This window comes from Streptomyces sp. NPDC057002 (assembly GCF_042673825.1).
Lineage (GTDB): Bacteria > Actinomycetota > Actinomycetes > Streptomycetales > Streptomycetaceae > Streptomyces.
Map to the genome: position 1 here is coordinate 182,336 of NZ_JBHURZ010000005.1, position 21,950 is coordinate 204,285.

Below are 21,950 nucleotides of genomic sequence, written 5' to 3' on the forward strand. Positions count from 1 at the left end.
ACTCACCGACGGCCAGTGAAAGTTGTCTGAGCCGTTCCTACCGCGGGCGAGTACGGCCGAGCGGCCTCGGGAGGAGTTCGAGGGGGATCTGGCGGTTCAGGACCGGCACGCAGCGGCGGGAGACGCCGGACGAGTTCGCCAGTCCCGCCGGGCCACCCGGGACGCAGTGCTGCCGCCGCCGGCCCACGGATCCCCTCGTCGGACACACTTCCGCCGCTCGGCAGGCAGTGCGTTGCGGCACCACACGACCCTCTACCACTACCGGATCATTTGCCGATGCGCAGCGCTTCCTTCAAGAACACGGTGCGTCGGCCAGGTCGGTGCGGGAGGTGAACATCCGTGGGACGCAGGGTCGTGCCGTCACAACGGGCGACGGCGGCCTGCCCGCCAACAGGAACCCGATCGACGTCAGATCACCTCGTCCAACTCGTCCCGCATCTGCGCAGCTTCGGCGTCGCGCGCGACGGCCTGGGCGAGCAGCATCCGCAGCACGAGCACGATGAGCGCGACCCCGAGGATGGCCACGCCGACCCCGCCCATGATGACGGTGACGCCCGGGTCCTCCCGCTGGCCCGGCGCATTGAGGATCGTGACCGCGAACCACACGAGGGCAGCCGCCACGATCGCGCCGATCACGAGGTCCACGTACCGGAAGGCGTCGTGGGAGAACACGGTTCCACGTCGCACCATCGTCACCAGCCGCCATACGCAGACCAGGGCGACCTGGACCGACACCATGCCCAGGATCGTGATCACGCGCAGCGGGGTCAGTGGGAGCGACCCGTCCTCCGGGTCGTTCCCACTGACCAACGCCCACACCATCAATGCCTGCACGAACACGGTGCCGGCGAGCACCACCGCGAGCACGGTGCGCAGCGCACTCACTGTCAGCTTTCCCACGGCCCATCCTCCCATCGAGTTGCGATGGGAATCTATCGAAAATCGATAGATCAAGCAAGAGCTGGGGCGGCGGATGAGCGCCGGTGCCGGTGCCGGTCCCACAATCCGTTGACGGGCATGGCGCCCAGCTCCAACGACCAGCCGCATGCCCACCGCCCTGGCACCTCTGCGCCACCACCCTCTTCCTGCTGTTCGGCCGGGTGCTGACGGACCGGCTGCCGCGCGGCCCGCTGCTGGTCGGCAGCAGGGTGGTCAGCGCCGCGAGCCAGGCGGTGATCGCCGCCCTGGTCCTCACCCACAGCGCCGCCATCCCCCTGCTCATGTGGCTCGCTGCGGTCAACGGGGCGTCAGGTTCCTGCTACCAGCCGGCCGCCAAGGCCCTGCTGCCCCAGACCGTGCCGGCCGAGTCCCGCCGCGCCGCACTCGCGCTCTCCCGGATCGCGGGCAGCAGCGCGATGATCGTGGGCGCCTCGCCGGGCGGCGTACTGGTCGCCGCGGTCGGCCCGGGCTGGGGCCTGGCCGTCGACGCGTCCCACCCCAGGTGCGTGTGGCAGCGGTAGTGGCTCAGACGCCCCATCGCATGCGGTCCCAGGTGACTGGGCCAACGATGCCGTCGTCCTTGATCTGCCACCCCCGCTGGAATTCCTTCACCCAGGCCTCGGTCCGCTCGCCGAAGTCGCCGTCGACCGCCAGGATCTGACGGCCTGCCCATTCGTTGAGGATGCACTGGACCTCACGCACCGCGTCGCCCTTGCTGCCGCGCCGCTGGGTCACGGTGCCGTCGTAGTAGCCGCAGTAGTACTGGACCCCCACTTCCGACCGCACCGCTGGTGTGGCCGGGTCGCACGATCAGCTGCCTGCGGAGAGGTCCCCACCGAGGAGCTGTGCCGTGAGTTCCATGCACCGCGTCCGGGCCGCGGAGAAGCCGTAGGGCATCTTGGTGACCGCTTCGCAGGCACTCATCTGAACCTCCTCCTCGCCACTCACCTCGGCGTCATAGATCTCGAAGAGCTTCTCCTCGGCCGCGTCCAGTCCGGCCGCTTCCATGGCCTGGACCAGGGCGTTGTGGTGGGCGCAGTGCTGCGCGGCGAGTTCGTCGACCCGCGGGTCGTGGGGATCGACGGTGTCATCGAGGGCGGCGTCGGCCGCGTCGAGGCGGTCTGCCTCGGCCCGTAGGTCGGGGTGGGTGGCCAGGGTGATGAACACGCTGGCCTGAATTGCGGCTCCCAGCGGCCCGAAGATCCGTTCCGTGACCAGCAGGGCGTCCAGGTCGGAGGGGCGCAGTGCGCCGGAAGGCAGGTGGCTGAGCCGGTCCGTGACCAATGGGGAGAGCAAGCCCAGTGGGCTGCCCACGTCCCGCAGGCGCTGGACTGCCGCGCGCTGACGCTTGATGTCGGCCTCCTGGGCGGCCAGGGTCTCCTCCAGCCGGCCCAGGACGTCCTCGATGTCCCTGACTTCGTCGAAGGCGGCCCGTACGTCGTCCAGGCTGATGCCGGCCTCGGACATCTTGCGAATCCACAGCAGGCGGATCATGTCGTCGTAGCCGTAGCGGCGGCGTCCGTCTCCGCCTCGCTCGGGCTCCGGCAGCAGACCGATCTGGTGGTAGTGGCGAATGGCGCGCGGGGTGGTCCCGGCGAAGGCGGCGGCATCACCGATCTTGACCTCGCGGGGAGGCGTGACGGAGGGGTACATCGCAGACAGGGCCTTTCGTGCTGTGGTGCCCTCGACGACACCACATGCCGCTACGGCATATGCAACTACACACCCCCCGATCCTGACGGACTATCGGGCGGTCCCTCCCTATTGGTGCCCCGTCCCAGGACCGGCCCGGAATGGGTGCGCTTCCGAAGCTCGATCGCCGGTTACCGAAATTTACATTCAGTGCGGTACGGCTCCGTCCTGCGAGCGGTAGAGGTCGCGCAGCAGGGAAATCTCAGCGCCGTGATGGATCAGCTCCCTATTGACGTGCAGGACCCTGTTCTCCATGGGAAACCGCTCGGGACCCACCGTGGGCGGATTCTCCAGGTCGGCGTCCGAGAGCGCGCGGACCCCCTCGTTCCATCTCCCGTACATCTCATCGAGCTGTTTCAGCGCCTCGTCAGCGGTCCCCGCGTAGGCGAATGTCCGGGAGTCGACGTCCTGGCCGCCGAAGTACCATCCGACCCGATAGCCCAGGCACGAGACGATGATGTGTGCCAGCCGCCAGGCAATCGTGGTCACCGGCGCCGGCTCCGGGCCAGGGGACGCGAAGTCCATCGTCCACTCCCCCGAACCTTCCGACATCGGTGCGGCCGACGTGCCACGCGGGCGGACGCTCCAGCAGCCGCGCACCGGCTCCCAGAAGTACTCCCCGTCGGTAAGACCGTCCAGCCGTGGCCGCAGGTTGGTGCGCCAGTGCCAGTCCAGCTGCTCCGCGAGCCGCTCGCTTCTTGTCATTTCCGCACACTACATACAGCGGGGATCTCGCTGCGCCCCTCACGGACGCCGTCGCTGGCCGTCGGCCGCGAACGTCGGCTCGCAAGTACGGTGTGCACCGCCGTACGGTCCGGGAGGCCTCTGGGCCGGAAGAAGCCCTGGCTCACCGCCGTACGTACCCATGGGCCGGAACGGCCGCAGGGCCGCCGTGCATCACACCCGTAACAAAATGATCAGCTTCCTTGTGCGGGCCGCGTCCACGCCCGTGAAGTGGGCTGATGCACCTTCCGACAGCAGGCGGTCCGTTCCTCCGCCACCTGCGCATGTGGCACTCCGCGCCGGCCCTTCTCGTAGTGGTGGCCGTGGTGGCGTTCCTCGTCCTTCTCCCGTCCGACGGCGCACGCCCGGTGCCCAACAGCCCCTGCCGACCAGCCGATTCGGCGCGCGAGGACCCGCCCGCGGCCCCCGACCTCGACGGGGACGGCTTCGTCGATCTGGTGCACGAGATCTCCGACACGGCGGAGAAATTCGATGTGACCATCGTGCCCGGGTCCGAGCACGGCCCGGACCACGACCGCACGATGGTCCTCACCCACGACGACCTCGCTCTGCCGGACGAGATCCAGACCGGCGACGACCCGTGGCAGCCCACAGTCGCCGACCTGGATGAGGACGGCCACGCCGACCTCATCGTCAGCGGCGCCGCCCAGGTCCTGTGGGGAGGCCCCGAGGGCCCGCAGGCCGGCGGACCGCACGGGCGCGTCCCGCTGCCGGGCAGCGGATACGACACCGCGCCGATCGCCGGCGACTTCGACGGGGACGGCCACACCGACCTCGTGGTCTTCAGGTTCTCGAACGAGGACCAGGAACTGGTCGTCCTCAAGGGACCGTTCAAGCGCTCCGGCGCTCCCACCCGGACCGTGGAGATCCCCAGCCCCGTCCACGAGGCCGCCTCACCCGTGCTGGTCGCCGGCGACGCGAACGACGACCGCGCCACCGATCTCGCGCTCTACGACTCCCCGTGGGATCCGCCCCTGCTGTTCACCGGCGGCGCCCGAACCGCCGGCGGCCTGAGCAAGGAACCCGAGCGGCTGCCGGAGGGCGAGAACGTCGTCTTCGGCGACTTCGACGGCGATGGGCGGCAGGACGTCGCCATCGGCCGGAGCTTCGTCGACAGCTACGACGAGATCGACACACCCCACCAACGCGGCCGGGTCAGCGTCCGCTACGGGAAGGAGCCGGGGAAGTGGGTCACCATGGAGGGCGGCGACTTCAAGGAAGGCTTCGGCACCAGACTCGCCGCCGGAGACTTCAACGACGATGGCTGCGACGACCTGGCCGTACAGCTCACCAAGAAGAAGGAGACGGGGGACGCACGGATCGAGGTACTGCGGGGCGGCTCCGAGCACGGGCTCGGATCGAAGCCCTGGCGCGCCACCAAGCGCTCCGTGCCGGGTGACGACGGCCCCGTCGACGGCGCGCTCTTCGCCGTCCACGACTGGGACGGCGACAGCCGCGCAGAACTGGCCCTTCTCGGCGGAGACAGCTGGTGGATCACCAACGGCACGGACCGCGACGAGCTGTCCTTCCCTGTCACCCCCAGCAAGGACCCAGGATCGAGATGACCTCCCGCCTCCTCGCAGTACGCGAACGGATCAAACGCTGCCGCAGGGCGCCGAGTACGTCATGGGCAGCACGTACGCGGCCACGTGTCTGCGGGCAACCAGCTTCAGATCTGGGTGACTTGTTAGCGCCGAACCTTTGCCCCAGGACACCACGCAGGTCCCTGGTGTCCACCCCGTGCAGATGCAGGCTGTTGCCGATGACGCACGCACCGACGTCGGCCAGTTCGCTATGACACAACCTCACCGACGACGTCCACGGATCACGCGAAGGAGCAGGGCACGCCACGGCACCAGGTCGGGGCGGACGTGAAGAAGGCCGCACGCCACCCGGACCTCGTGGCCGGCGGCTGAACAAGATCGAGAACGTGTTCAAGGGAGTGCCCGAGAGGCTTGAAGTCAGCAGGCGCACGCTTCCAGACTTGCGTGGGTTGGTCTTGATCGAAGCCGCAAAAGAAATCGTACGGGGCTTCGGTGTGGCGCCCGTGTGGCGAACGCCGCCACGGTAATCTCATGGTACTGACCTTTTCGCAGGTCAGATCGTTCCTGCACCAATGGTGCCTGGTGGGGCGGGTGGGACTCGAACCCACGGCCGACGGATTATGAGTCCGCTGCTCTAACCGGCTGAGCTACCGCCCCATAGCGGCGTGTCGCGTACATGTGTGCGCGCCGTCTGCCGCAGCATAGCCGCTCATACGATCTCCTGCTTCGGATGGTCGGCTTCGCACGGCCTTCGTGACCATGAGGACTGCGCCGGGCTCCGGGCGGTTCCCAGAAGATCGGAACAGACATGAAAAAGGACCCCTGAGAGGGGTCCTCGTTCACCATGCTCCCCCGACTGGACTCGAACCAGTAACCTGCCGGTTAACAGCCGGCTGCTCTGCCAATTGAGCTACGGAGGACCGAGCTCCTCGGACTGGACTCGAACCAGTAACCTGCCGGTTAACAGCCGGCTGCTCTGCCAATTGAGCTACCGAGGAATGCCTCGTTGCATCGAACGTACCTACCTGGGTATCCGCCAGGGGGCGCTCGCTCGCTGCGACACATACATTAGCGCAAGCAGGGGGGTGCTCCGCCAATCGGTACCCGCGGGGCGCCGACTCCGCATCGGAGACCTACGCAAGGGAAGGGTGGCCGCCATGCGTTACCGGCTCACGTTCGTCGCCGGAGTCGTCCTGGGTTACGTGCTGGGCACGAGGGCCGGACGCGAGCGCTACGAGCAGCTGAAGAAGACGGCCCAGCAGTTCGCGCAGAACCCGGCCGTCCGCAACACCGCGGAGTCGGCGGCCCACCAGGGCCGTGAGTTCGCGGGCAAGGCGTACCACGTGGTGAGCGACAAGGTCGGGGACCGTGTCCCCGAGTCGGTGGCCGACCGGGTCCGCCACCTCCGCGACCGCGCCACCCACAACGGCGGCGAAGACGACTGGGGCACAAGCAACACGTAACAGTTCCTTCTCAGACGCCGAGCGCGCCCCGCTCCCCTGAGGGGCGCGGGGAACCGCGCGACCAGCCACGACGCACCCGCATCCGGCACCCGGCGACGCGCCCCCACGGCGCCCACGGGCCCACCCGAGCGGAGCGTGCGGCAGAATTTTGGCCATGGGGATAGTCGCCGGGTTGGACAGTTCACCCGATTTCACTCGTATCGTCGTCTGTGACACGGACTCCGGAGCCGTGCTCAGGCAGGGATATGCGCAACATCCGGTGGAGAGCCCCGAGGGCGGCGGCCGGCCGTCCGACGTCGACCCACAGGCCTGGCTGCTGTCCCTGGGCGAGGCGGCGGGCGGCGGGCTCCTCGAAGGCGTGCAGGCCATCGGCGTGTCGGCGCAGCAGAACGCCGTCGTGCCGCTGGACGCGCAGGGCAACACCGTGCGGCCGGCGATGGTCGGCAGCGACAAGCGGACGCAGGTCGCGGCGGCCGATCTGGTCGACGCGCTCGGCGGGCGCGAGGCGTGGGCGCAGGCGGTGGGCTGTGTGCCGCAGGCCGCGCAGCCGGTGACGAAGCTGCGCTGGCTGGCCCGGACCGAGCCCGACAACGCGCAGCGCACCGCGATCCTCCTGCAGGCGCACGACTGGCTGGTGTGGCAGTTGCTGGGGAGGCCGGTCAGGAGAACCACCGACCGGGGCGGGGCGTCCGGCACCGGGTACTGGTCGGCGGCGACCGGCGGCTACCGGTCCGATCTCGTCGAGCTGGCGCTCGGGCAGCAGGTGATGCTGCCGGAGGTGATCGGCCCGGCGGACGCGGCGGGCCGAACGCCGGAGGGGCTGCTGATCTCCGTAGGGACCGGCGAGACCATGGCGGCGGCGTTCGGGCTGGGCATCGGCCTCGGGGACGCGGTCGTGTCGCTGGGGGCGTCCGGGTCCGTGATGGCCGTACACCCCGAGGCGCTGGTCGACGGGTCCGGGATGATCACCGCGCTGGCCGACGCGACCGGCATGCACCTGCCGGTCGTCACCACGCTGAACGCCGTACGGACGCTGCGCGGGACCGCCGAGCTGCTCGGGCTGCCCGATCTGGAGAGCCTGTCCGACCTGGCGATGAAGTCGACGCCGGGGTCGCACGGGCTGGTGCTGCTGCCCTATCTGGAGGGTGAGCGGACGCCTAATCTGCCGCACACCGCCGGGACCCTGGCGGGGCTCCGGCGTGAGTCGATGAAGGCGGAGCATCTGGCGCGGGCCGCGTTCGAGGGCATGCTGTGCGGGCTCGCGGACGCGCTGGACGTGCTGCGCGGCCGGGGTGTCGAGGTGCGGCGGGTCTTCCTGCTCGGGTCGGCCGCCGAACTGCCCGCCGTACAGGCCGCCGCGCCCTCGCTGTTCGGGACACAGGTCGTGGTGCCGCAGCCCGCCGACTACGCCGCGATCGGCGCCGCACGCCAGGCCGCCTGGGCCCTCGGCGTGTCGCAGGGCGCCCTCGACGCGCGCACTCCACCGGCCTGGCAAGGCGCGGTCGCCCAGGTGCTGGAGCCCGGGGAGGACCTGGCGGTGGGCCAGGCGGTGCGACAGCAGTTCGTGGCGGTACGGGAGCAGACGCACCCGGGGGCGCTCCGGTAGCGGGCCCCTGTTGGGTTAATTCGGTTGAGGTAACGCGGGTGGAGTGTTCGACGATAGGGGCCAGGGGCAACCATCCGCCCCGTCGTCCACTCCGAGAGAAGCAGCGTGCTCATACGACTTCTGCGGACCTATCTCAGGCCCTACAAGAGACCCATAGCCCTGCTGGTGCTGCTGCAGTTCCTGCAGACCTGCGCCACGCTCTACCTGCCCACGCTGAACGCGGACATCATCGACCAGGGTGTCGTGAACGGCGACACCGGCTACATCGTGGGCTACGGCGGTCTGATGATCGGCATCTCGCTGGTCCAGGTCGTGTGCAACATCGGTGCCGTGTACTACGGCGCCCGTACCGCCTCGGCGCTCGGGCGGGACCTGCGGGCGTCCGTGTTCGACCGGGTGCAGTCGTTCTCCTCGCGTGAGCTGGGCCACTTCGGGGCGCCGTCGCTGATCACCCGTACGACGAACGACGTCCAGCAGGTGCAGATGCTGGCGCTGATGACGTTCACGCTGCTGGTATCGGCGCCGATCATGTGCGTGGGCGGCATCGTGCTGGCGCTCGGCCTGGACGTTCCGCTGTCCGGGGTGCTGGTGGCGGTCGTGCCGGTGCTGGGCATCTGCGTGACGCTGATCGTGCGGCGGCTGCGGCCGCTGTTCCGGGCGATGCAGGAGCGGCTGGACACGGTGAACCGGGTGCTGCGCGAGCAGATCACCGGCAACCGGGTGATCCGCGCCTTCGTCCGGGACGAGTACGAGCAGCAGCGCTTCCGGAAGGCCAACACCGATCTCACGGACTTCGCGCTGGGCACCGGCAATCTGCTCGCGCTGATGTTCCCGATCGTCATGACGGTGGTGAACCTGTCGTCGATCGCCGTGGTGTGGTTCGGCGCGCACCGCATCGACAGCGGCGGGATGCAGATCGGCGACCTGACGGCGTTCCTCGCCTATCTGATGCAGATCGTCATGTCCGTGATGATGGCCACCTTCATGTTCATGATGGTGCCGCGCGCGGAGGTGTGCGCCGAGCGCATCTCGGAGGTGCTGGACACCTCCTCCAGCGTCGTGCCGCCGTCGGCGCCCGTACGGGAGCTGCGCCGGCACGGGCATCTGGAGATCCGGGGGGCCGGCTTCCGCTATCCGGGTGCCGAGGAGCCGGTGCTGCGGTCCGTGGACCTGCTCGCCCGGCCGGGCGAGACGACCGCCGTCATCGGCTCGACCGGCTGCGGCAAGTCCACGCTGCTCGGACTGGTGCCGCGGCTGTTCGACGCGACCGACGGGCAGGTGCTCGTGGACGGTGTCGGGGTGGCGGAGATCGATCCGGTGCTGCTCGCGCGGACCGTCGGGCTGGTGCCGCAGAAGCCGTATCTGTTCGCGGGCACGGTGGCGACGAACCTGCGCTACGGCAATCCGGACGCCACCGACGAGGAGCTGTGGCACGCGCTGGAGGTGGCGCAGGGCAAGGAGTTCGTCGAGCGGCTGGAGGGCGGGCTCGACGCGCCGATCGCGCAGGGCGGGACGAATGTCTCCGGTGGTCAGCGGCAGCGGCTCGCCATCGCCCGGACCCTGGTGCAGCGGCCCGAGATCTATCTCTTCGACGACTCCTTCTCCGCGCTCGACTACGCCACGGACGCCGCCCTGCGGGCCGCGCTGGCGCAGGAGACCGCCGAGGCGACCGTCGTGATCGTCGCCCAGCGGGTGGCGACCATCCGGGACGCCGACCGGATCGTCGTCCTCGACGAGGGCCGGGTCGTCGGCACCGGCCGGCACCACGAGCTGATGGCGGACAACGAGACCTACCGGGAGATCGTGCTCTCCCAGCTCACGGAAGCGGAGGCTGCCTGATGGCCGGGCCGATGGGGCGGATGATGGCCGGGGGCGGCCCCGACCAGCGCTCGCTGGACTTCAAGGGGTCGGGCAAACGGCTGGTCGCGCGGTTCCGGCCGGAGCGGCTGACCATCTATGTGCTGCTGCTGTGCGTGGTGCTGAGCGTCGGCCTCAGCGTCGTCGGGCCGAAGATCCTCGGCAAGGCGACCGACCTGGTCTTCGCGGGCATCGTCGGGCGGGGCATGCCGGAAGGGGCGAGCAAGGAGCAGGTCCTCGACTCCATGCGGCAGCGCGGGGACGGTGACGTCGCCGACATGCTGCGCAGCACCGACTTCACCCCGGGCAAGGGCATCGACTTCACGGCCGTGGGGAACGTGCTGCTGCTCGCGCTGGGCGTGTTCATGGTGGCGGGGCTGCTGATGGCGGTGGCGACACGGCTGGTGAACCGGGCCGTGAACCGGACCATGTTCCGGATGCGCGAGGACGTGCAGACGAAGCTGTCGCGGCTGCCGCTGTCGTACTTCGACAAGCGTCAGCGCGGCGAGGTGCTGTCCCGCGCCACGAACGACATCGACAACATCGGGCAGACGCTCCAGCAGTCGATGGGACAGCTCATCAACTCGGTGCTGACCATCATCGGCGTCCTCGCGATGATGTTCTGGGTCTCCTGGATCCTGGCGCTGGTCGCGCTGGTGACCGTGCCGCTGTCGTTCGTCATCGCCACGCGCGTGGGCAAGCGGTCGCAGCCGCACTTCGTGCAGCAGTGGCGTACGACGGGCAAGCTGAACGCGCACATCGAGGAGATGTACACCGGGCACACCCTGGTGAAGGTGTTCGGGCGGCAGCGGGAGTCGGCCGAGCAGTTCGCCGAGCAGAACGACGCGCTGTACGAGGCCGGGTTCCGGGCGCAGTTCAACAGCGGGATCATGCAGCCGCTGATGATGTTCGTGTCGAACCTCAACTATGTGCTGGTCGCGGTCGTCGGCGGGCTGCGGGTCGCCTCGGGTTCGCTGTCCATCGGTGATGTGCAGGCCTTCATCCAGTACTCGCGGCAGTTCTCGATGCCGCTGACGCAGGTCGCGTCGATGGCGAACCTGGTGCAGTCGGGTGTCGCCTCGGCGGAGCGGGTCTTCGAGCTGCTGGACGCGGAGGAGCAGGGCGCCGACCCGGTGCCGGGTGTGCGGCCCGAGGAGTTGCGCGGGCTGGTGGCGCTGGAGCGCGTGTCGTTCCGCTACGACCCCGAGAAGCCGCTGATCGAGGACCTGTCGCTGAAGGTCGAGCCGGGGCAGACGGTGGCCATCGTCGGCCCGACGGGGGCCGGCAAGACGACGCTGGTGAATCTGCTGATGCGGTTCTACGACGTCACCGGCGGGCGCATCACCCTCGACGGGGTCGACATCGCGCGGATGTCCCGGGACGAACTGCGGGCCGGCATCGGCATGGTGCTCCAGGACACCTGGCTGTTCGGCGGCACGATCGCGGAGAACATCGCGTACGGGGCGTCCCGGAAGGTGACCCGGGGGGAGATCGAGGAGGCGGCCCGGGCCGCGCACGCGGACCGGTTCATCCGTACACTGCCGGACGGGTACGACACGGTGATCGACGACGAGGGGACCGGGGTCAGCGCGGGTGAGAAGCAGCTGATCACCATCGCCCGGGCGTTCCTGTCCGACCCGGTGATCCTGGTGCTGGACGAGGCGACGTCGTCGGTCGACACCCGGACCGAGGTCCTGATCCAGAAGGCCATGGCGAAGCTGGCGCACGGGCGTACGTCGTTCGTCATCGCGCACCGGCTGTCGACGATCCGGGACGCGGACGCGATTCTCGTGATGGAGAACGGGGCGATCGTGGAGCAGGGGACGCACGGGGAGCTGCTGGCGTCTGACGGGGCCTACGCGCGGCTGTACAAGGCGCAGTTCGCGCAGGCGGTGGCGGAAGTGGACTGAACCTGCGGATCCGTTGTGGCTGGTCGCGCAGTTCCCCGCGCCCCTTCAGGGCACGGGCGAACTGCGCCTCTCAGTCCAGATAGCCCCTCAGCTGGTCCGCGAAGGCGTGGTCCCTGAGCTTGTTGAGGGTCTTCGACTCGATCTGCCTTATCCGCTCCCTGGTCACTCCGAAGATGCGGCCGATCTCCTCCAGGGTGCGGGGGCGGCCGTCCGCCAGCCCGTAACGGAGCTGGACGACCTTCCGCTCCCGCTCCCCCAGGGTCGACAGGACCGCTTCCAGGTGTTCCCTGAGGAGGAGGAACGCGGCCGACTCCACGGGGCTGGTGGCGTCGCCGTCCTCTATGAGGTCGCCGAGGGCGACGTCGTCCTCCTCGCCCACGGGCGCGTGCAACGACACGGGCTCCTGGGCGAGGCGCAGCACCTCGCTGACCCGCTCCGGCGCCAGGTCCAGGTGCGCGGCGACCTCCTCCGGCGTGGGCTCGTACCCCCGTTCCTGGAGCATCCGCCGCTGCACCCGCACGACCCGGTTGATGAGCTCCACGACATGGACGGGGACCCGGATGGTGCGGGCCTGGTCGGCCAGGGCGCGGGACATGGCCTGGCGGATCCACCAGGTGGCGTAGGTGGAGAACTTGTAGCCGCGGGCGTAGTCGAACTTCTCGACGGCCCGGATGAGGCCGAGGTTGCCCTCCTGGACGAGGTCGAGCATGGTCAGCCCGCGCCCGACGTACCTCTTCGCCACGGACACGACGAGCCGCAGGTTCGCCTCGATGAGCCGGCGCTTGGCCATCCTGCCCATGACCACGAGCCGGTCGAGGTCCAGCGCCAACTGGCTGTCCAGGTCAGGCGTACTGCTCAGCTTCTCCTCGGCGAACAGACCGGCCTCGACACGGCGGGCGAGTTCGACCTCCTCGGCCGCGGTCAGCAGGGGGATGCGGCCGATCTCCCGCAGGTACTGGCGGAACAGGTCCGATGAGGGACTGCCGCTCTCGGTACGGGCCGGCGGCCTCACGACGGCTTCGGGAGCCTCGGCCCTCTCGAGGGCCTCGGCGGGCGGCTCCTCCGGCTCCGGTTCCGTCTCGGGGTGGTGCACGACGAGGCTCTGCGCCGGAACCGCGGGCAGGGCGTCGTCCTCCGCGTCCGGCGCGGCACCGGCGTCGGTCTGGGTGAGGGTCTGGGTCTGCACGGGGGCGACCTCCAGGATGATCGCTGCCAAGGTGGGCGGCAGCGGTACTTCGGGGGCGGAGTCGACGGCCTCGCCGCTTTCCGTCCCGTACGCGATGAGCGGAACCGCGGGGGTCTGGGACCCGTCGGTGACGGATCGGCCGCGCTCCGAGGACTCAGGCACCGCAACCCAGTGTGGGGGAAGACACATCGTCGCCACGAGGGGCGTGCGATGACTTTTTGCGTTCGGGACGTGACCGCGCGGTGACCCTCCCGGGAAACCCGGGTGCTCCCGCCACCACTGATCTGGCACGATCCGCGGGTGTCCGCTTCCTTGTACGAAACGCATGTGACGGTCCGCTGCTCCGGCACCGGCGCGGCGGAACGGCTGGGCCGGTGGGCGGCCGAGGCCGGTCTCAAGCTGACGCACATCGTGCTGGCCCGGGGACGGATGCGCGACCAGCCGATGCTCACCCTGTCCGGTTCCGCGTCGTACGCCGAGGAGTCCCGGCGGGCGCGGGAGGTGACGGCGCGTCTGCGGGCGGACGGCTTCGAGCCTGTGCGCGTGAAGATCGAGTCGTCGCCGTGGGCGCCGGAGGTGCCGCTTGGGCCGTGCGCGGACGGACGGTACTTCGAGCACCATGTGAAGCTGCTGCTCGCCCCTGACACGGACCTCGCGGGCCTGGCCGCCCGGGTGCTGCCGCACGGCGCCCATCTGTCGTGGAACGCCCGGCGGGTGCGGGACGCGGCCCGGCACGAGCGGTTCGTGACCCAGCGGTGCCACGGGGTGGACGCGGAGGGCGCCGGGCTGGCGTTGGAGGGGCTGCTTTCGGCCCTCGCCGGGCTCGAAGTGCTCACGGTGGAGCGTGAGTTCGTGCTGCACGACAGTGATGTGTCGGTGGACGACGGATGGCTCGGGGAGCCGGTGGGGGTGTCGGAATGAATCAGTCGTGGCAGGGCTTCGGCTGGAGGAACACGGAGATTCCCCGTGAGCCCCTGGATGACGCCACCCGCAGGGCCGAGCAGCTTCCGAAGTCGCTCCGGCCCGTGCCGGGGGACGACGTGGTGCAGCGCCCGGTCTTCGATCCGGCCCTGAAGCACTACCCGAACGCCTACCGCGCCACCGACCCGCGCTTCGCCGACCCGGCCCGGGGCGAGGCATGGCGGGCGGCCCGCCGCCGGGCCCTGCACCTGGTGCTGGACGCGATCGCCGACTCGGAATGGGTGGACTCGCTGGTGCTGCGGGGCAGCGTGCTGATGTCGGTCTGGTTCGGGGACGCCGCCCGCGAGCCCGGGGACCTGGACTTCGTCGTCGTACCGCCGGCCTGGCGGATCGACGACGGGCGTACGGACCGGATGCTGACGGGGATCGCCGAGGCCGCGCAGACGCTGGCCGACGCCCGCGGGCGGGAGGTCGGGATCTCGGCCCGGGGCGCGGTGGTCGAGGACATCTGGACCTACGAGCGGGTGCCGGGGCGTCGGATGCTGCTGCCGTGGGGCTCGCCCGGGCTGCCGGGCGGGCACATCCAGCTCGACTTCGTCTTCAACGAGCGGCTGCCCGAGGAGCCCGAGCCGGTCGAGCTGCCGGGCGGCGCGATCGTGCAGGCGGCAACGCCGGAGCTGTCGCTGGCGTGGAAGCTGATGTGGTTGATCAACGACGCGCACGCGCAGGGCAAGGACCTGTACGACGCCGTGCTCCTGGCCGAGCGGCATCCGCTGCGCCGCGAGCTGCTGCACGCGGTGTTCCGGCTGTCGGGCGAGTGGCCGTACCCGTACCACGAGAAGATCGTCCTGGAGCACGTGGTGGAGGCGGTCGGGTATGTGGAGTGGAACCACTTCGTCACGGAGTATCCGCGGTTCAGGAACGACGAGCGGGCGTTCGCGGACCGGTTGGTGCGGGCCGTGACCCCGACGTTCGAGGGGACCGGGGCCTGACGCGGCCTACAGCGCGGCGGCGCCGTGTTCGCGCAGGGTCTGGTCGTACTGCTGGAGGACCCAGAGCTCGTTCTGTACGGCGGCCAGCTGGGCCGGGTCGCCTTGGGTGGCCAGGCGGGTGAGCTGGCCGGTGATGTCTCGGATGCGGCGTTCCACGGCGCGGCGGCGGACGGTGACCAGTTGGGCGCCGGCGTAGGGCTCGTCGACTCCCTTCACGCCCTTGTGCAGCATGATCGCCTCGACGGCCAGTTCCGTGACCATCGCGCGGACCGCGTCGTCGGGGGCGGCCTCGCGGACCTTGACCAGGTAGTCCTGGGGGTCCTCGACGCCCAGTTCGGCGCCGCCCGCGTCCAGGATGGCCATGCGGACGGCGGCGTAGGCCGGGGCGGTGAACTCGTCGGCTCCGTAGGCGTCGAAGGCCGGGGAGACGAGTTCCGGGCGCTGGAGGGCCAGCTTGAGGAGTTCGCGTTCGGTGGCGAAGACGGGGTTGCGGAGGTTGAGGGCCGGGCCGCGGGGGGCGCCGGACGGCTGGGCGGTGGCGTACTGCCGGGACGCCTGCTGGTGCCGGTCCGGGGCCGGGCCCTTGCCGCCGCGGTCGCGGGCCCAGCGGGCCAGCTGGGCCACGCGCTTGACCACGAACTGGGTGTCGAGGATGCCCAGCATGCCGGCCAGCTGGACGGCGACCTCGTGCTGGGCGCCGCTGTTCTTGATGCGGGCGACGATGGGGGCCGCCTCGTCCAGGGCGGCGGCGCGGCCCGCCGGGGTGTCGAGGTCGTAGCGGGCGACGATCTGGCGGAGGGCGAACTCGAAGAGCGGGGTGCGGGGTTCGGCCAGGTCGGCGACGGCCTCGTCGCCCTTGGCGAGGCGCAGGTCGCAGGGGTCCATGCCGTCCGGGGCGATGGCGATGTACGTCTCGGCGGCGAACTTCTGGTCGTCCTCGAAGGCGCGCAGTGCCGCCTTCTGGCCGGCGGCGTCGCCGTCGAAGGTGAAGATGACGCGGGCCGAGCCGTTGTCCATGAGGAGCCGGCGGAGGATCTTGATGTGGTCGCCGCCGAAGGCCGTGCCGCAGGTGGCGATGGCCGTGGTGACGCCGGCCAGGTGGCAGGCCATGACGTCCGTGTAGCCCTCGACCACGACCGCGCGGCTGGACTTCGCGATGTCCTTCTTCGCCAGGTCGATGCCGTAGAGGACCTGGGACTTCTTGTAGATCGCCGTATCGGGCGTGTTGAGGTACTTGGGGCCGTTGTCCGCCTCGTAGAGCTTGCGGGCGCCGAAGCCGACGACATCGCCGCCGATGTCGCGGATGGGCCACATCAGGCGGCCCCGGAAGCGGTCGATGGGGCCGCGGCGGCCCTCCTGGGAGAGCCCGGAGAGGAGGAGCTCCTTGTCGGTGAAGCCCTTGCCTCGCAGGAAGCGCGTGAGGTGGTCCCAGCCCTGGGGGCTGTAGCCGACGGAGAAGTGCTGGGCGGCGGCCTGGTCGAAGCCCCGCTCGGCGAGGAACTGACGGCCGGTGTCGGCCTCCGGGCTGGTCGCGAGCTGCTCCACGTACCAGTCAGCGGCGATCTTGTGGGCCTCGACCAGGCGGATCCGTTCGCCGCGCTGGTGGGAGGGGTTGTACCCGCCCTCCTCGTAGCGCAGGGTGACGCCCGCCTGGCCGGCCAGGCGCTCGACCGCCTCCGAGAAGGAGAGGTGGTCGATCTTCATCACGAACGTGATGGTGTCGCCGCCCTCCTGGCAGCCGAAGCAGTGGAACAGACCCTTGCCGGGGCTGACCTGGAAGGACGGTGACTTCTCATCGTGGAACGGGCAGAGACCCTTCAGGTTGCCGCCGCCCGCGTTGCGCAGCTGGAGGTACTCGGACACCACGGCGTCGATGGGGACCGCGTCCCGTACCGCCTTCACGTCCTCGTCGTTGATCCGTCCTGCCACGCGTGAATTCTACGGTGGCCCGCCGACAGTCCTGACAGCCCCGACGGCTATGGGGCGAGACCGTCCAGCGGCACGTGCGGGTCCGCCAGCGACTCCGGGTTCACCTGGGCCTTGGTGCGGACCAGGTGCTGGATCTTGTCTGTGACGTCCCACACGTTGACGTTCATCCCGGCCAGGACGCGGCCCTCCTTCACCCAGAAGGCGATGAACTCGCGCTTGCCCGCGTCCCCGCGGATCACCACCTGGTCGTAGCTGCCCGCGGGCGCCCAGCCGGAGTACTCCATGCCCAGGTCGTACTGGTCGGAGAAGAAGTAGGGCACGCGGTCGTACGTCACGTCGCGGTCGAGCATGCAGCGGGCGGCCGCCGGTCCGCCGTTCAGCGCGTTGGCCCAGTGCTCCACCCGAAGCCTGGTCTCGAAGAGGGCGTGGTGGAAGGAGGCCACGTCGCCGGCCGCGTAGATGTCCGGGTCGGAGGTGCGCAGCCGCTCGTCGACGACGACTCCGCCGCCGTGGGCCCGGTCGGCGATCTCCAGGCCGGCCGCCTCCGCGAGGTGGGTGCGGGGGGCCGCGCCGATCGCGGCCAGGACGTCGTGCGCCGGGTGCTCCTCGCCGTCGTCGGTGCGGGCCGCGAGGACCATGCCGTCCTGGCCGACGATCTCGGTGAGCCGGGCGCCGAAGTGGAAGCGGACGCCGCGCTCGCGGTGCAGCTCGGCGAAGAGCCCGCCGAGCTCCGGGCCCAGGACGCCGTGCAGCGGGGTCGGCCCGCGCTCGATGACCGTGACCTCGGCGCCGTACTCGCGGGCCGCCGCCGCGACCTCCAGGCCGATCCAGCCGGCGCCCGCGATCACCAGGTGACCGTTGTCGCGGCCCAGGTTGGTCAGGACGTGCTTGAGCCGCTCGGCGTGGGCGAGGCGGCGCAGGTGGTGCACGCCGGCCAGGTCCGTGCCCGGGATGTCGAGGCGGCGGGGCTCGGCGCCGGTCGCCAGGAGCAGCTTGTCGTAGCGGACGACGGTGCCGTCCTCGCCGAAGCGGACCGTCTTCGCGGTGCGGTCGATCGCGTCGACGGTCTGGCCCAGGTGCAGCTCGATGTCGTTGCGCGCGTACCAGGCGGGCTCGTGCACGAAGACGCTGTCGCGTTCCTCCTTGCCGAGGAGGTAGCCCTTGGACAGGGGCGGGCGCTCGTAGGGGTGGTCACGTTCGTCGCAGATCAGTATCACGCGGCCGGTGAAGCCCTCCGTGCGGAGCGTCTCGGCTGCCTTGGCGCCTGCCAGTCCGCCTCCGACGATGACGAATGTCTGATCCGCGTCGACCACTTGATGCCTCCTCGTTACGGTGTCGCCACTTGCGAGCGTCCCGCACGGAGCGTGATGCGGGAAGAGGGAGTGACCCGATCAGGCCACGGAGGGTCACATTCGGGGGTGCTCAGGTCCCGAGCGTCGCGTCAGTCTCATGCCTGCCCCGTCAGACGGGCGTGAAGCGAACGGGCCGACGTGTCGGTGAGGGAGGCGATCTGGTCGACGATCACCCGCTTGCGGGCACGGTCGTCGGGCGCCTGGTCGAACAAGGCGCGGAACTGCGGGTCCAGACCGTCCGGCGCGCGGGCGGTGAGCGCCTCGGCCAGTTCGGCCACGACGATCCGCTGGTCGGCCCGCAGGCGTTCCTGCTCGGCGCGCTGCATGACGTAGAGGTCGGCGACGGCCTTGAGGACGGCGCACTCCATACGGGCCTGGCGCGGCACGACCAGCTCCGCCGCGTACCGGGTGAGCCGTCCGCCGCCGTACGCCGCGCGGGTCGCGGCCTCGGCGGCCAGGCAGAAGCGGCCGATGAGCTGGCTGGTGGCGTCCTTCAGCCGGGCCTGTGCCACGGCGGTGCCGTCGTAGCCGTGCGGCCACCACTCCTGGGCGAGGAGCCCGTCCAGGGCCTCTGCCAGCTCCGCGGGATCGGTGTCGGACGGTACGTAGCGGCCGCGGGCGACCTCGAAGACGTCCTGGCGTTCGGGGTCGGCGTGCAGGCAGTTCGGGTCGATGTGGCCGGCGTGCAGACCGTCCTCCACGTCGTGCACCGAGTAGGCCACGTCGTCGGACCAGTCCATGACCTGCGCCTCGAAGCAGGTGCGGGTGCCGGGGGCGTCCTTGCGGAGCCAGTCGAAGACGGGGCGGTCGTCCTCGTAGACGCCGAACTTCGGGGAGTCCGGGTCGGTGGGGTGGGCGCCTCGGGGCCAGGGGTACTTGGTGGCGGCGTCGAGGGTGGCGCGGGTGAGGTTGAGGCCGACGGAGCCGTCCGGGGTGAACCGTTTGGGCTCGATGCGGGTGAGGAGTCTGAGGGACTGGGCGTTGCCCTCGAAGCCGCCGCAGTCGGCCGCGAACTCGTTGAGGGCCTGTTCGCCGTTGTGGCCGAAGGGCGGGTGGCCCAGGTCGTGGGAGAGGCAGGCGGCTTCCACGAGGTCCGGGTCGCAGCCGAGGGCCGCGCCCAGCTCCCGGCCGACCTGGGCGCATTCGAGGGAGTGGGTGAGGCGGGTGCGGGGGCTGGCGTCCCAGGCCGGGCCCATGGTGCCGGGCGTCACCACTTGGGTCTTGCCGGCGAGGCGGCGTAGGGCGGCGGAGTGGAGGACTCGGGCGCGGTCGCGTTGGAAGGCGGTGCGGCCGGGGCGTTTGTCTGGTTCCTGGGCCCAGCGGTCGACTGACGTCGGGTCGTAGGCCGGGGGGTTTGTCGCAGTGCCTGCCATGTGTCGACAGTACGGGTATGGGTGTGCTGTGTGCCTGAGCGTTTGCCGGGTTCGGTTGTGTGGCGGGTGCGGGTTGGTTGTGGCTTGTCGCGCAGTTCCCCGCGCCCCTCAGGGCATCAGGCCGAAGCCAGCTCCCTGGCAGCGGGCGAGGTTGCCAGCGCCTCGTCGTAGCGGTGGAGGAGGAGCTGGGCCATCGCCGGGTGGGTGCCCAGGGGGGACGCCGCGATCCAGGGGGCCGATCGGGTGCACTCCGTGGCGAAGCGGCCGGGGGCGGTGAAGTAGGAGGAGAGGGCTATGTGGCGGCGGCCCCTGGCGAGGAGGGTGCGGACGGCCGACTGGACCGTGGGGGTCGCGGCCGAGGCGTAGGCGGGGAGGACGGGGACGCCCAGGCGGGCCGCCAGGAGGTGGGCCGTGCGGGCGGTGTCCCGCTTCGCGTCCGGGTCGCGGGAGCCTGCCGCCGCGAGGACGACCGCGCTGCCGCTGCGGGGTGTCCGGCCCCAGCCGGCCTCCGTCAGGCGGGACTCGAGGGCGTCCACCAGCAGGGGGTGCGGGCCCAGAGGGGCGGCCACTCGGGTGCGGGCCCGGGCCGCCGCGGCCATCTCGGGGATGTCCCGCTTGACGTGGTAGCCGCGGCTGAGGAGAAGGGGGACGAGGACCGCTTCCGTGTCCCCGAGGGCGGCGAGCGTGTCGGGGAGCAGGGGGGCGTTCAGTTCGATGTGCCCGAGGTGCACCGGCAGGCCGGGGCGCAGCGCGCGGACCCGGTCGAGGAGGGCGCGGACCGTGCTCAGCGCGCGCGGGTCGCGGCTGCCGTGGGCCACGACGACGAGGGCGGGCCGGACCGGGCGGCGGGCCGCGGTCGGCGGGACGAGGCTGAGCTGGCTGGGCATGTACCGATGGTCGCGGCTTCACGTTGCCTCCCCGTTGCGTGGGGGTCACGGGTGTTTTCCAGCGGTTCACCATGCGGGACATGGCCGGTGTGAGCACCCTTGACCTGGGGGTTCGGGGTTTCGCGTGAAGCTGGTCACCTGCCGTGCGGTGAACCGGACGGGCCGATCGGGCGTCCTCGAAGGTCAGACCGACCTGGGGAGGGACCTGTCCGATGCGTGTTCCGGAGTTCCGCAGACCGAGGCTGCCGCGTACCCGCCGGGGGCAGCGGCGGCTGGTGCAGGCCGTGATGGCCGGGTGCGTGCTCGGGCTGCTCCCGGCGACCTGGATGTACACGGTGGCGGGTGACCGGCTGCGCACGGCGGAGGATGTGCCGCGTACCGATGTGGCCGTGGTGTTCGGGGCGGGGCTGTGGGACGGGGAGCCCTCGCCGTACCTCGCGCACCGGCTGGACGCGGCGGCGGAGCTGTACCGGAAGGGGCGGGTGAAGGTGGTGCTCGTCACCGGGGACAACAGCCGTGAGGACTACGACGAGCCGGACGCGATGCGCGTGTATCTGACGCGGCACGGGGTGCCCGACGGGCGGATCGTCAGCGACTACGCAGGGTTCGACACGTGGGACTCCTGCGTCCGCGCGAAGAAGATCTTCGGTGTGGACGAGGCCGTGCTGATCAGCCAGGGCTTTCACATCCGGCGGGCGGTGGCGCTGTGCGGGGCGGCGGGGGTCGAGTCGTACGGGGTCGGGGTGGACGCGGTGCACGACGCGACCTGGTACTACGGGGGTGCCCGGGAGATCTTCGCCGCCGGGAAGGCGGCGCTGGACGCGGCGTTCCGGCCCGATCCGCGGTTCCTCGGGCCTCAAGAGCCGGGCGTGGAGCGGGCGTTGGCCACGGCCGAATAGCCTGTCGGATGAATCAGGACGTTCTGCCGGAGTGGGTTTGACGCGCACATTTCACCCCGGAGCGTGAAATACACCTTGGACGCTCTCCGTGTTCACGCGACCACGCTTAGTGTCATCGCCGTGCGGCGGCGGATCGGGCCGCCGCCGCGAACTGGGGGAAAGGACATCTGATGACTCGACTTCGCACCGCGCTGGTGATGGCCGCCGCGGGCGCGCTGCTGGCCGTGCCGGCCGCCATGGGGACCGCCTCGGCGGCGCCCGTGGCCGCCGCGGCGGTCAAGGCCCCGGAGCCGGGCTGCGCGAAGCTCGGCGCCTCCGGCCAGTGGTGGGCCGACATCCACAACGTGTGCGGGCACACCATCTCCGCCAGCGTGGAAGTCGACGGCTTCGACCCCTCGTGTATCCAGATCGGCCCCGGCGGGGTCGGGAGGATCGGTCTGGACGTGGGCGACGAGCCGTACTACGCGTACGAGTGCTGACCGGGGCCGTGCCCTGACCAGGCACAGCCCCTGAGGTGGCCGGGGGTGGGGGGGGGGGGGGGGCGCCCCCCCCCCCCCCCCCCCCCCCCAACCCCCCGCGCCCCCCCCCCGCCGGCCGCGCGCGGCGGGGGGGGGGGGGGGGCCGGCCCCCCCGCGCACCCGGGCGGCCGCGGCCCC

At 70.7% G+C, this 21,950-nt stretch carries 19 protein-coding genes and 3 tRNA genes; 10 read left to right on the forward strand and 12 right to left on the reverse strand.

Annotation, left to right across the window (positions count from 1 at the left end; translation table 11 throughout):
* Positions 1 to 408 precede the first annotated feature (408 nt).
* Positions 409 to 900: a DUF2975 domain-containing protein gene (locus tag ACFT32_RS25015; protein ID WP_382493207.1), complete on the reverse strand. Its 492-nt coding sequence runs from the start codon at positions 898 to 900 to the stop codon at positions 409 to 411.
* Between the two features lie 89 nt (positions 901 to 989).
* Here ACFT32_RS25015 and ACFT32_RS25020 point away from each other — a divergent pair, with 89 nt between their 5' ends.
* The gene (locus ACFT32_RS25020) at positions 990 to 1,460 is read left to right on the forward strand and encodes an MFS transporter (RefSeq protein WP_382493209.1); all 471 of its coding nucleotides are present in this window, start codon (positions 990 to 992) and stop codon (positions 1,458 to 1,460) included.
* 4 nt (positions 1,461 to 1,464) lie between these two features.
* Here the strand turns inward: ACFT32_RS25020 and ACFT32_RS25025 are convergent, their stop codons facing one another.
* The 3 genes from ACFT32_RS25025 to ACFT32_RS25035 all read right to left on the reverse strand — a co-directional run bounded on the left by ACFT32_RS25025 (position 1,465) and on the right by ACFT32_RS25035 (position 3,336).
* A complete protein-coding gene (locus tag ACFT32_RS25025) occupies positions 1,465 to 1,713 on the reverse strand; it encodes a peptidoglycan-binding protein (protein ID WP_382493212.1) in 249 nt (82 codons plus the stop codon).
* A 36-nt stretch (positions 1,714 to 1,749) separates the two neighbouring features.
* Positions 1,750 to 2,592, reverse strand: coding sequence for a MerR family transcriptional regulator (locus ACFT32_RS25030; protein WP_382493215.1), 843 nt, complete (start codon positions 2,590 to 2,592; stop codon positions 1,750 to 1,752).
* A 186-nt stretch (positions 2,593 to 2,778) separates the two neighbouring features.
* Positions 2,779 to 3,336 carry a DinB family protein gene (locus ACFT32_RS25035; protein ID WP_382493218.1) on the reverse strand — a complete coding sequence of 186 codons (558 nt, stop codon included), beginning with the start codon at positions 3,334 to 3,336 and terminating at the stop codon, positions 2,779 to 2,781.
* 257 nt (positions 3,337 to 3,593) lie between these two features.
* On the opposite strand from ACFT32_RS25035, the gene ACFT32_RS25040 reads away from it, so the two are divergent.
* Positions 3,594 to 4,940: an FG-GAP repeat domain-containing protein gene (locus ACFT32_RS25040; RefSeq protein WP_382493221.1), complete on the forward strand. Its 1,347-nt coding sequence runs from the start codon at positions 3,594 to 3,596 to the stop codon at positions 4,938 to 4,940.
* A 559-nt stretch (positions 4,941 to 5,499) separates the two neighbouring features.
* Here ACFT32_RS25040 and ACFT32_RS25045 read toward each other — a convergent pair.
* The 3 genes from ACFT32_RS25045 to ACFT32_RS25055 all read right to left on the reverse strand — a co-directional run bounded on the left by ACFT32_RS25045 (position 5,500) and on the right by ACFT32_RS25055 (position 5,917).
* Positions 5,500 to 5,576 (reverse strand) — tRNA-Ile (locus ACFT32_RS25045).
* A gap of 190 nt (positions 5,577 to 5,766) precedes the next feature.
* Positions 5,767 to 5,839: transfer RNA gene (locus ACFT32_RS25050), tRNA-Asn, on the reverse strand.
* Between the two features lie 5 nt (positions 5,840 to 5,844).
* A tRNA-Asn gene (locus ACFT32_RS25055) sits at positions 5,845 to 5,917 on the reverse strand.
* A gap of 159 nt (positions 5,918 to 6,076) precedes the next feature.
* Here ACFT32_RS25055 and ACFT32_RS25060 point away from each other — a divergent pair.
* The 4 genes from ACFT32_RS25060 to ACFT32_RS25075 all read left to right on the forward strand — a co-directional run bounded on the left by ACFT32_RS25060 (position 6,077) and on the right by ACFT32_RS25075 (position 11,755).
* Entirely contained in the window at positions 6,077 to 6,382 is a 306-nt protein-coding gene (locus tag ACFT32_RS25060; RefSeq protein WP_189725003.1) for a YtxH domain-containing protein, read from the forward strand.
* A 154-nt stretch (positions 6,383 to 6,536) separates the two neighbouring features.
* Complete coding sequence (locus ACFT32_RS25065) at positions 6,537 to 7,988, forward strand: FGGY-family carbohydrate kinase (RefSeq protein ID WP_382493224.1); 1,452 nt, start codon at positions 6,537 to 6,539, stop codon at positions 7,986 to 7,988.
* A 105-nt stretch (positions 7,989 to 8,093) separates the two neighbouring features.
* Complete coding sequence (locus tag ACFT32_RS25070; RefSeq protein WP_382493226.1) at positions 8,094 to 9,827, forward strand: ABC transporter ATP-binding protein; 1,734 nt, start codon at positions 8,094 to 8,096, stop codon at positions 9,825 to 9,827.
* Positions 9,827 to 11,755 (forward strand): ABC transporter ATP-binding protein, encoded by a 1,929-nt coding sequence (locus tag ACFT32_RS25075; RefSeq protein WP_382493229.1) that lies wholly within the window; start codon positions 9,827 to 9,829, stop codon positions 11,753 to 11,755. Before ACFT32_RS25070 ends, ACFT32_RS25075 begins: the two co-directional genes overlap by 1 nt.
* A gap of 70 nt (positions 11,756 to 11,825) precedes the next feature.
* Here ACFT32_RS25075 and ACFT32_RS25080 read toward each other — a convergent pair whose 3' ends face one another.
* Positions 11,826 to 13,103 carry an RNA polymerase sigma factor gene (locus ACFT32_RS25080; protein ID WP_382493232.1) on the reverse strand — a complete coding sequence of 426 codons (1,278 nt, stop codon included), beginning with the start codon at positions 13,101 to 13,103 and terminating at the stop codon, positions 11,826 to 11,828.
* 138 nt (positions 13,104 to 13,241) lie between these two features.
* Here ACFT32_RS25080 and ACFT32_RS25085 point away from each other — a divergent pair, with 138 nt between their 5' ends.
* A complete protein-coding gene (locus tag ACFT32_RS25085) occupies positions 13,242 to 13,862 on the forward strand; it encodes a hypothetical protein (RefSeq protein WP_382493234.1) in 621 nt (206 codons plus the stop codon).
* A complete protein-coding gene (locus ACFT32_RS25090) occupies positions 13,859 to 14,854 on the forward strand; it encodes a nucleotidyl transferase AbiEii/AbiGii toxin family protein (protein WP_382493237.1) in 996 nt (331 codons plus the stop codon). The genes ACFT32_RS25085 and ACFT32_RS25090 overlap by 4 nt, the downstream gene beginning before the upstream one ends.
* A gap of 6 nt (positions 14,855 to 14,860) precedes the next feature.
* On the opposite strand, the gene dnaG is transcribed toward ACFT32_RS25090, so the two are convergent.
* From dnaG to ACFT32_RS25110, 4 genes are all read right to left on the reverse strand, one after another.
* Positions 14,861 to 16,783: a DNA primase gene (dnaG, locus tag ACFT32_RS25095; protein ID WP_382493240.1), complete on the reverse strand. Its 1,923-nt coding sequence runs from the start codon at positions 16,781 to 16,783 to the stop codon at positions 14,861 to 14,863.
* Positions 16,784 to 16,830: 47 nt separating this feature from the next.
* Positions 16,831 to 18,096, reverse strand: coding sequence for an NAD(P)/FAD-dependent oxidoreductase (locus ACFT32_RS25100; protein ID WP_382493243.1), 1,266 nt, complete (start codon positions 18,094 to 18,096; stop codon positions 16,831 to 16,833).
* 134 nt (positions 18,097 to 18,230) lie between these two features.
* Positions 18,231 to 19,508 (reverse strand): deoxyguanosinetriphosphate triphosphohydrolase, encoded by a 1,278-nt coding sequence (locus ACFT32_RS25105; RefSeq protein ID WP_382493245.1) that lies wholly within the window; start codon positions 19,506 to 19,508, stop codon positions 18,231 to 18,233.
* A gap of 116 nt (positions 19,509 to 19,624) precedes the next feature.
* On the reverse strand, positions 19,625 to 20,395 hold the full coding sequence (locus ACFT32_RS25110; RefSeq protein WP_382493247.1) for a sirohydrochlorin chelatase: 771 nt from the start codon (positions 20,393 to 20,395) through the stop codon (positions 19,625 to 19,627).
* 212 nt (positions 20,396 to 20,607) lie between these two features.
* On the opposite strand from ACFT32_RS25110, the gene ACFT32_RS25115 reads away from it, so the two are divergent.
* Together ACFT32_RS25115 and ACFT32_RS25120 are read left to right on the forward strand one after the other, a co-directional pair.
* On the forward strand, positions 20,608 to 21,294 hold the full coding sequence (locus ACFT32_RS25115) for a vancomycin high temperature exclusion protein (protein WP_382493249.1): 687 nt from the start codon (positions 20,608 to 20,610) through the stop codon (positions 21,292 to 21,294).
* Positions 21,295 to 21,464: 170 nt separating this feature from the next.
* Positions 21,465 to 21,773: a hypothetical protein gene (locus tag ACFT32_RS25120; RefSeq protein WP_382493251.1), complete on the forward strand. Its 309-nt coding sequence runs from the start codon at positions 21,465 to 21,467 to the stop codon at positions 21,771 to 21,773.
* Positions 21,774 to 21,950: the final 177 nt, after the last annotated feature.

Excerpts from the sequence above, each read along its gene's own strand:
- ACFT32_RS25030 (WP_382493215.1), bottom strand. The coding sequence starts at position 2,592 with ATGTACCCCTCCGTCACGCCTCCCCGCGAGGTCAAGATCGGTGATGCC.
- ACFT32_RS25035 (WP_382493218.1), bottom strand. The coding sequence starts at position 3,336 with ATGACAAGAAGCGAGCGGCTCGCGGAGCAGCTGGACTGGCACTGGCGC.
- ACFT32_RS25040 (WP_382493221.1), top strand. The coding sequence starts at position 3,594 with ATGCACCTTCCGACAGCAGGCGGTCCGTTCCTCCGCCACCTGCGCATG.
- ACFT32_RS25060 (WP_189725003.1), top strand. The coding sequence starts at position 6,077 with ATGCGTTACCGGCTCACGTTCGTCGCCGGAGTCGTCCTGGGTTACGTG.
- ACFT32_RS25065 (WP_382493224.1), top strand. The coding sequence starts at position 6,537 with ATGGGGATAGTCGCCGGGTTGGACAGTTCACCCGATTTCACTCGTATC.
- ACFT32_RS25075 (WP_382493229.1), top strand. The coding sequence starts at position 9,827 with ATGGCCGGGCCGATGGGGCGGATGATGGCCGGGGGCGGCCCCGACCAG.
- ACFT32_RS25090 (WP_382493237.1), top strand. The coding sequence starts at position 13,859 with ATGAATCAGTCGTGGCAGGGCTTCGGCTGGAGGAACACGGAGATTCCC.
- ACFT32_RS25105 (WP_382493245.1), bottom strand. The coding sequence starts at position 19,508 with ATGGCAGGCACTGCGACAAACCCCCCGGCCTACGACCCGACGTCAGTC.
- ACFT32_RS25110 (WP_382493247.1), bottom strand. The coding sequence starts at position 20,395 with ATGCCCAGCCAGCTCAGCCTCGTCCCGCCGACCGCGGCCCGCCGCCCG.
- ACFT32_RS25115 (WP_382493249.1), top strand. The coding sequence starts at position 20,608 with ATGCGTGTTCCGGAGTTCCGCAGACCGAGGCTGCCGCGTACCCGCCGG.
- ACFT32_RS25120 (WP_382493251.1), top strand. The coding sequence starts at position 21,465 with ATGACTCGACTTCGCACCGCGCTGGTGATGGCCGCCGCGGGCGCGCTG.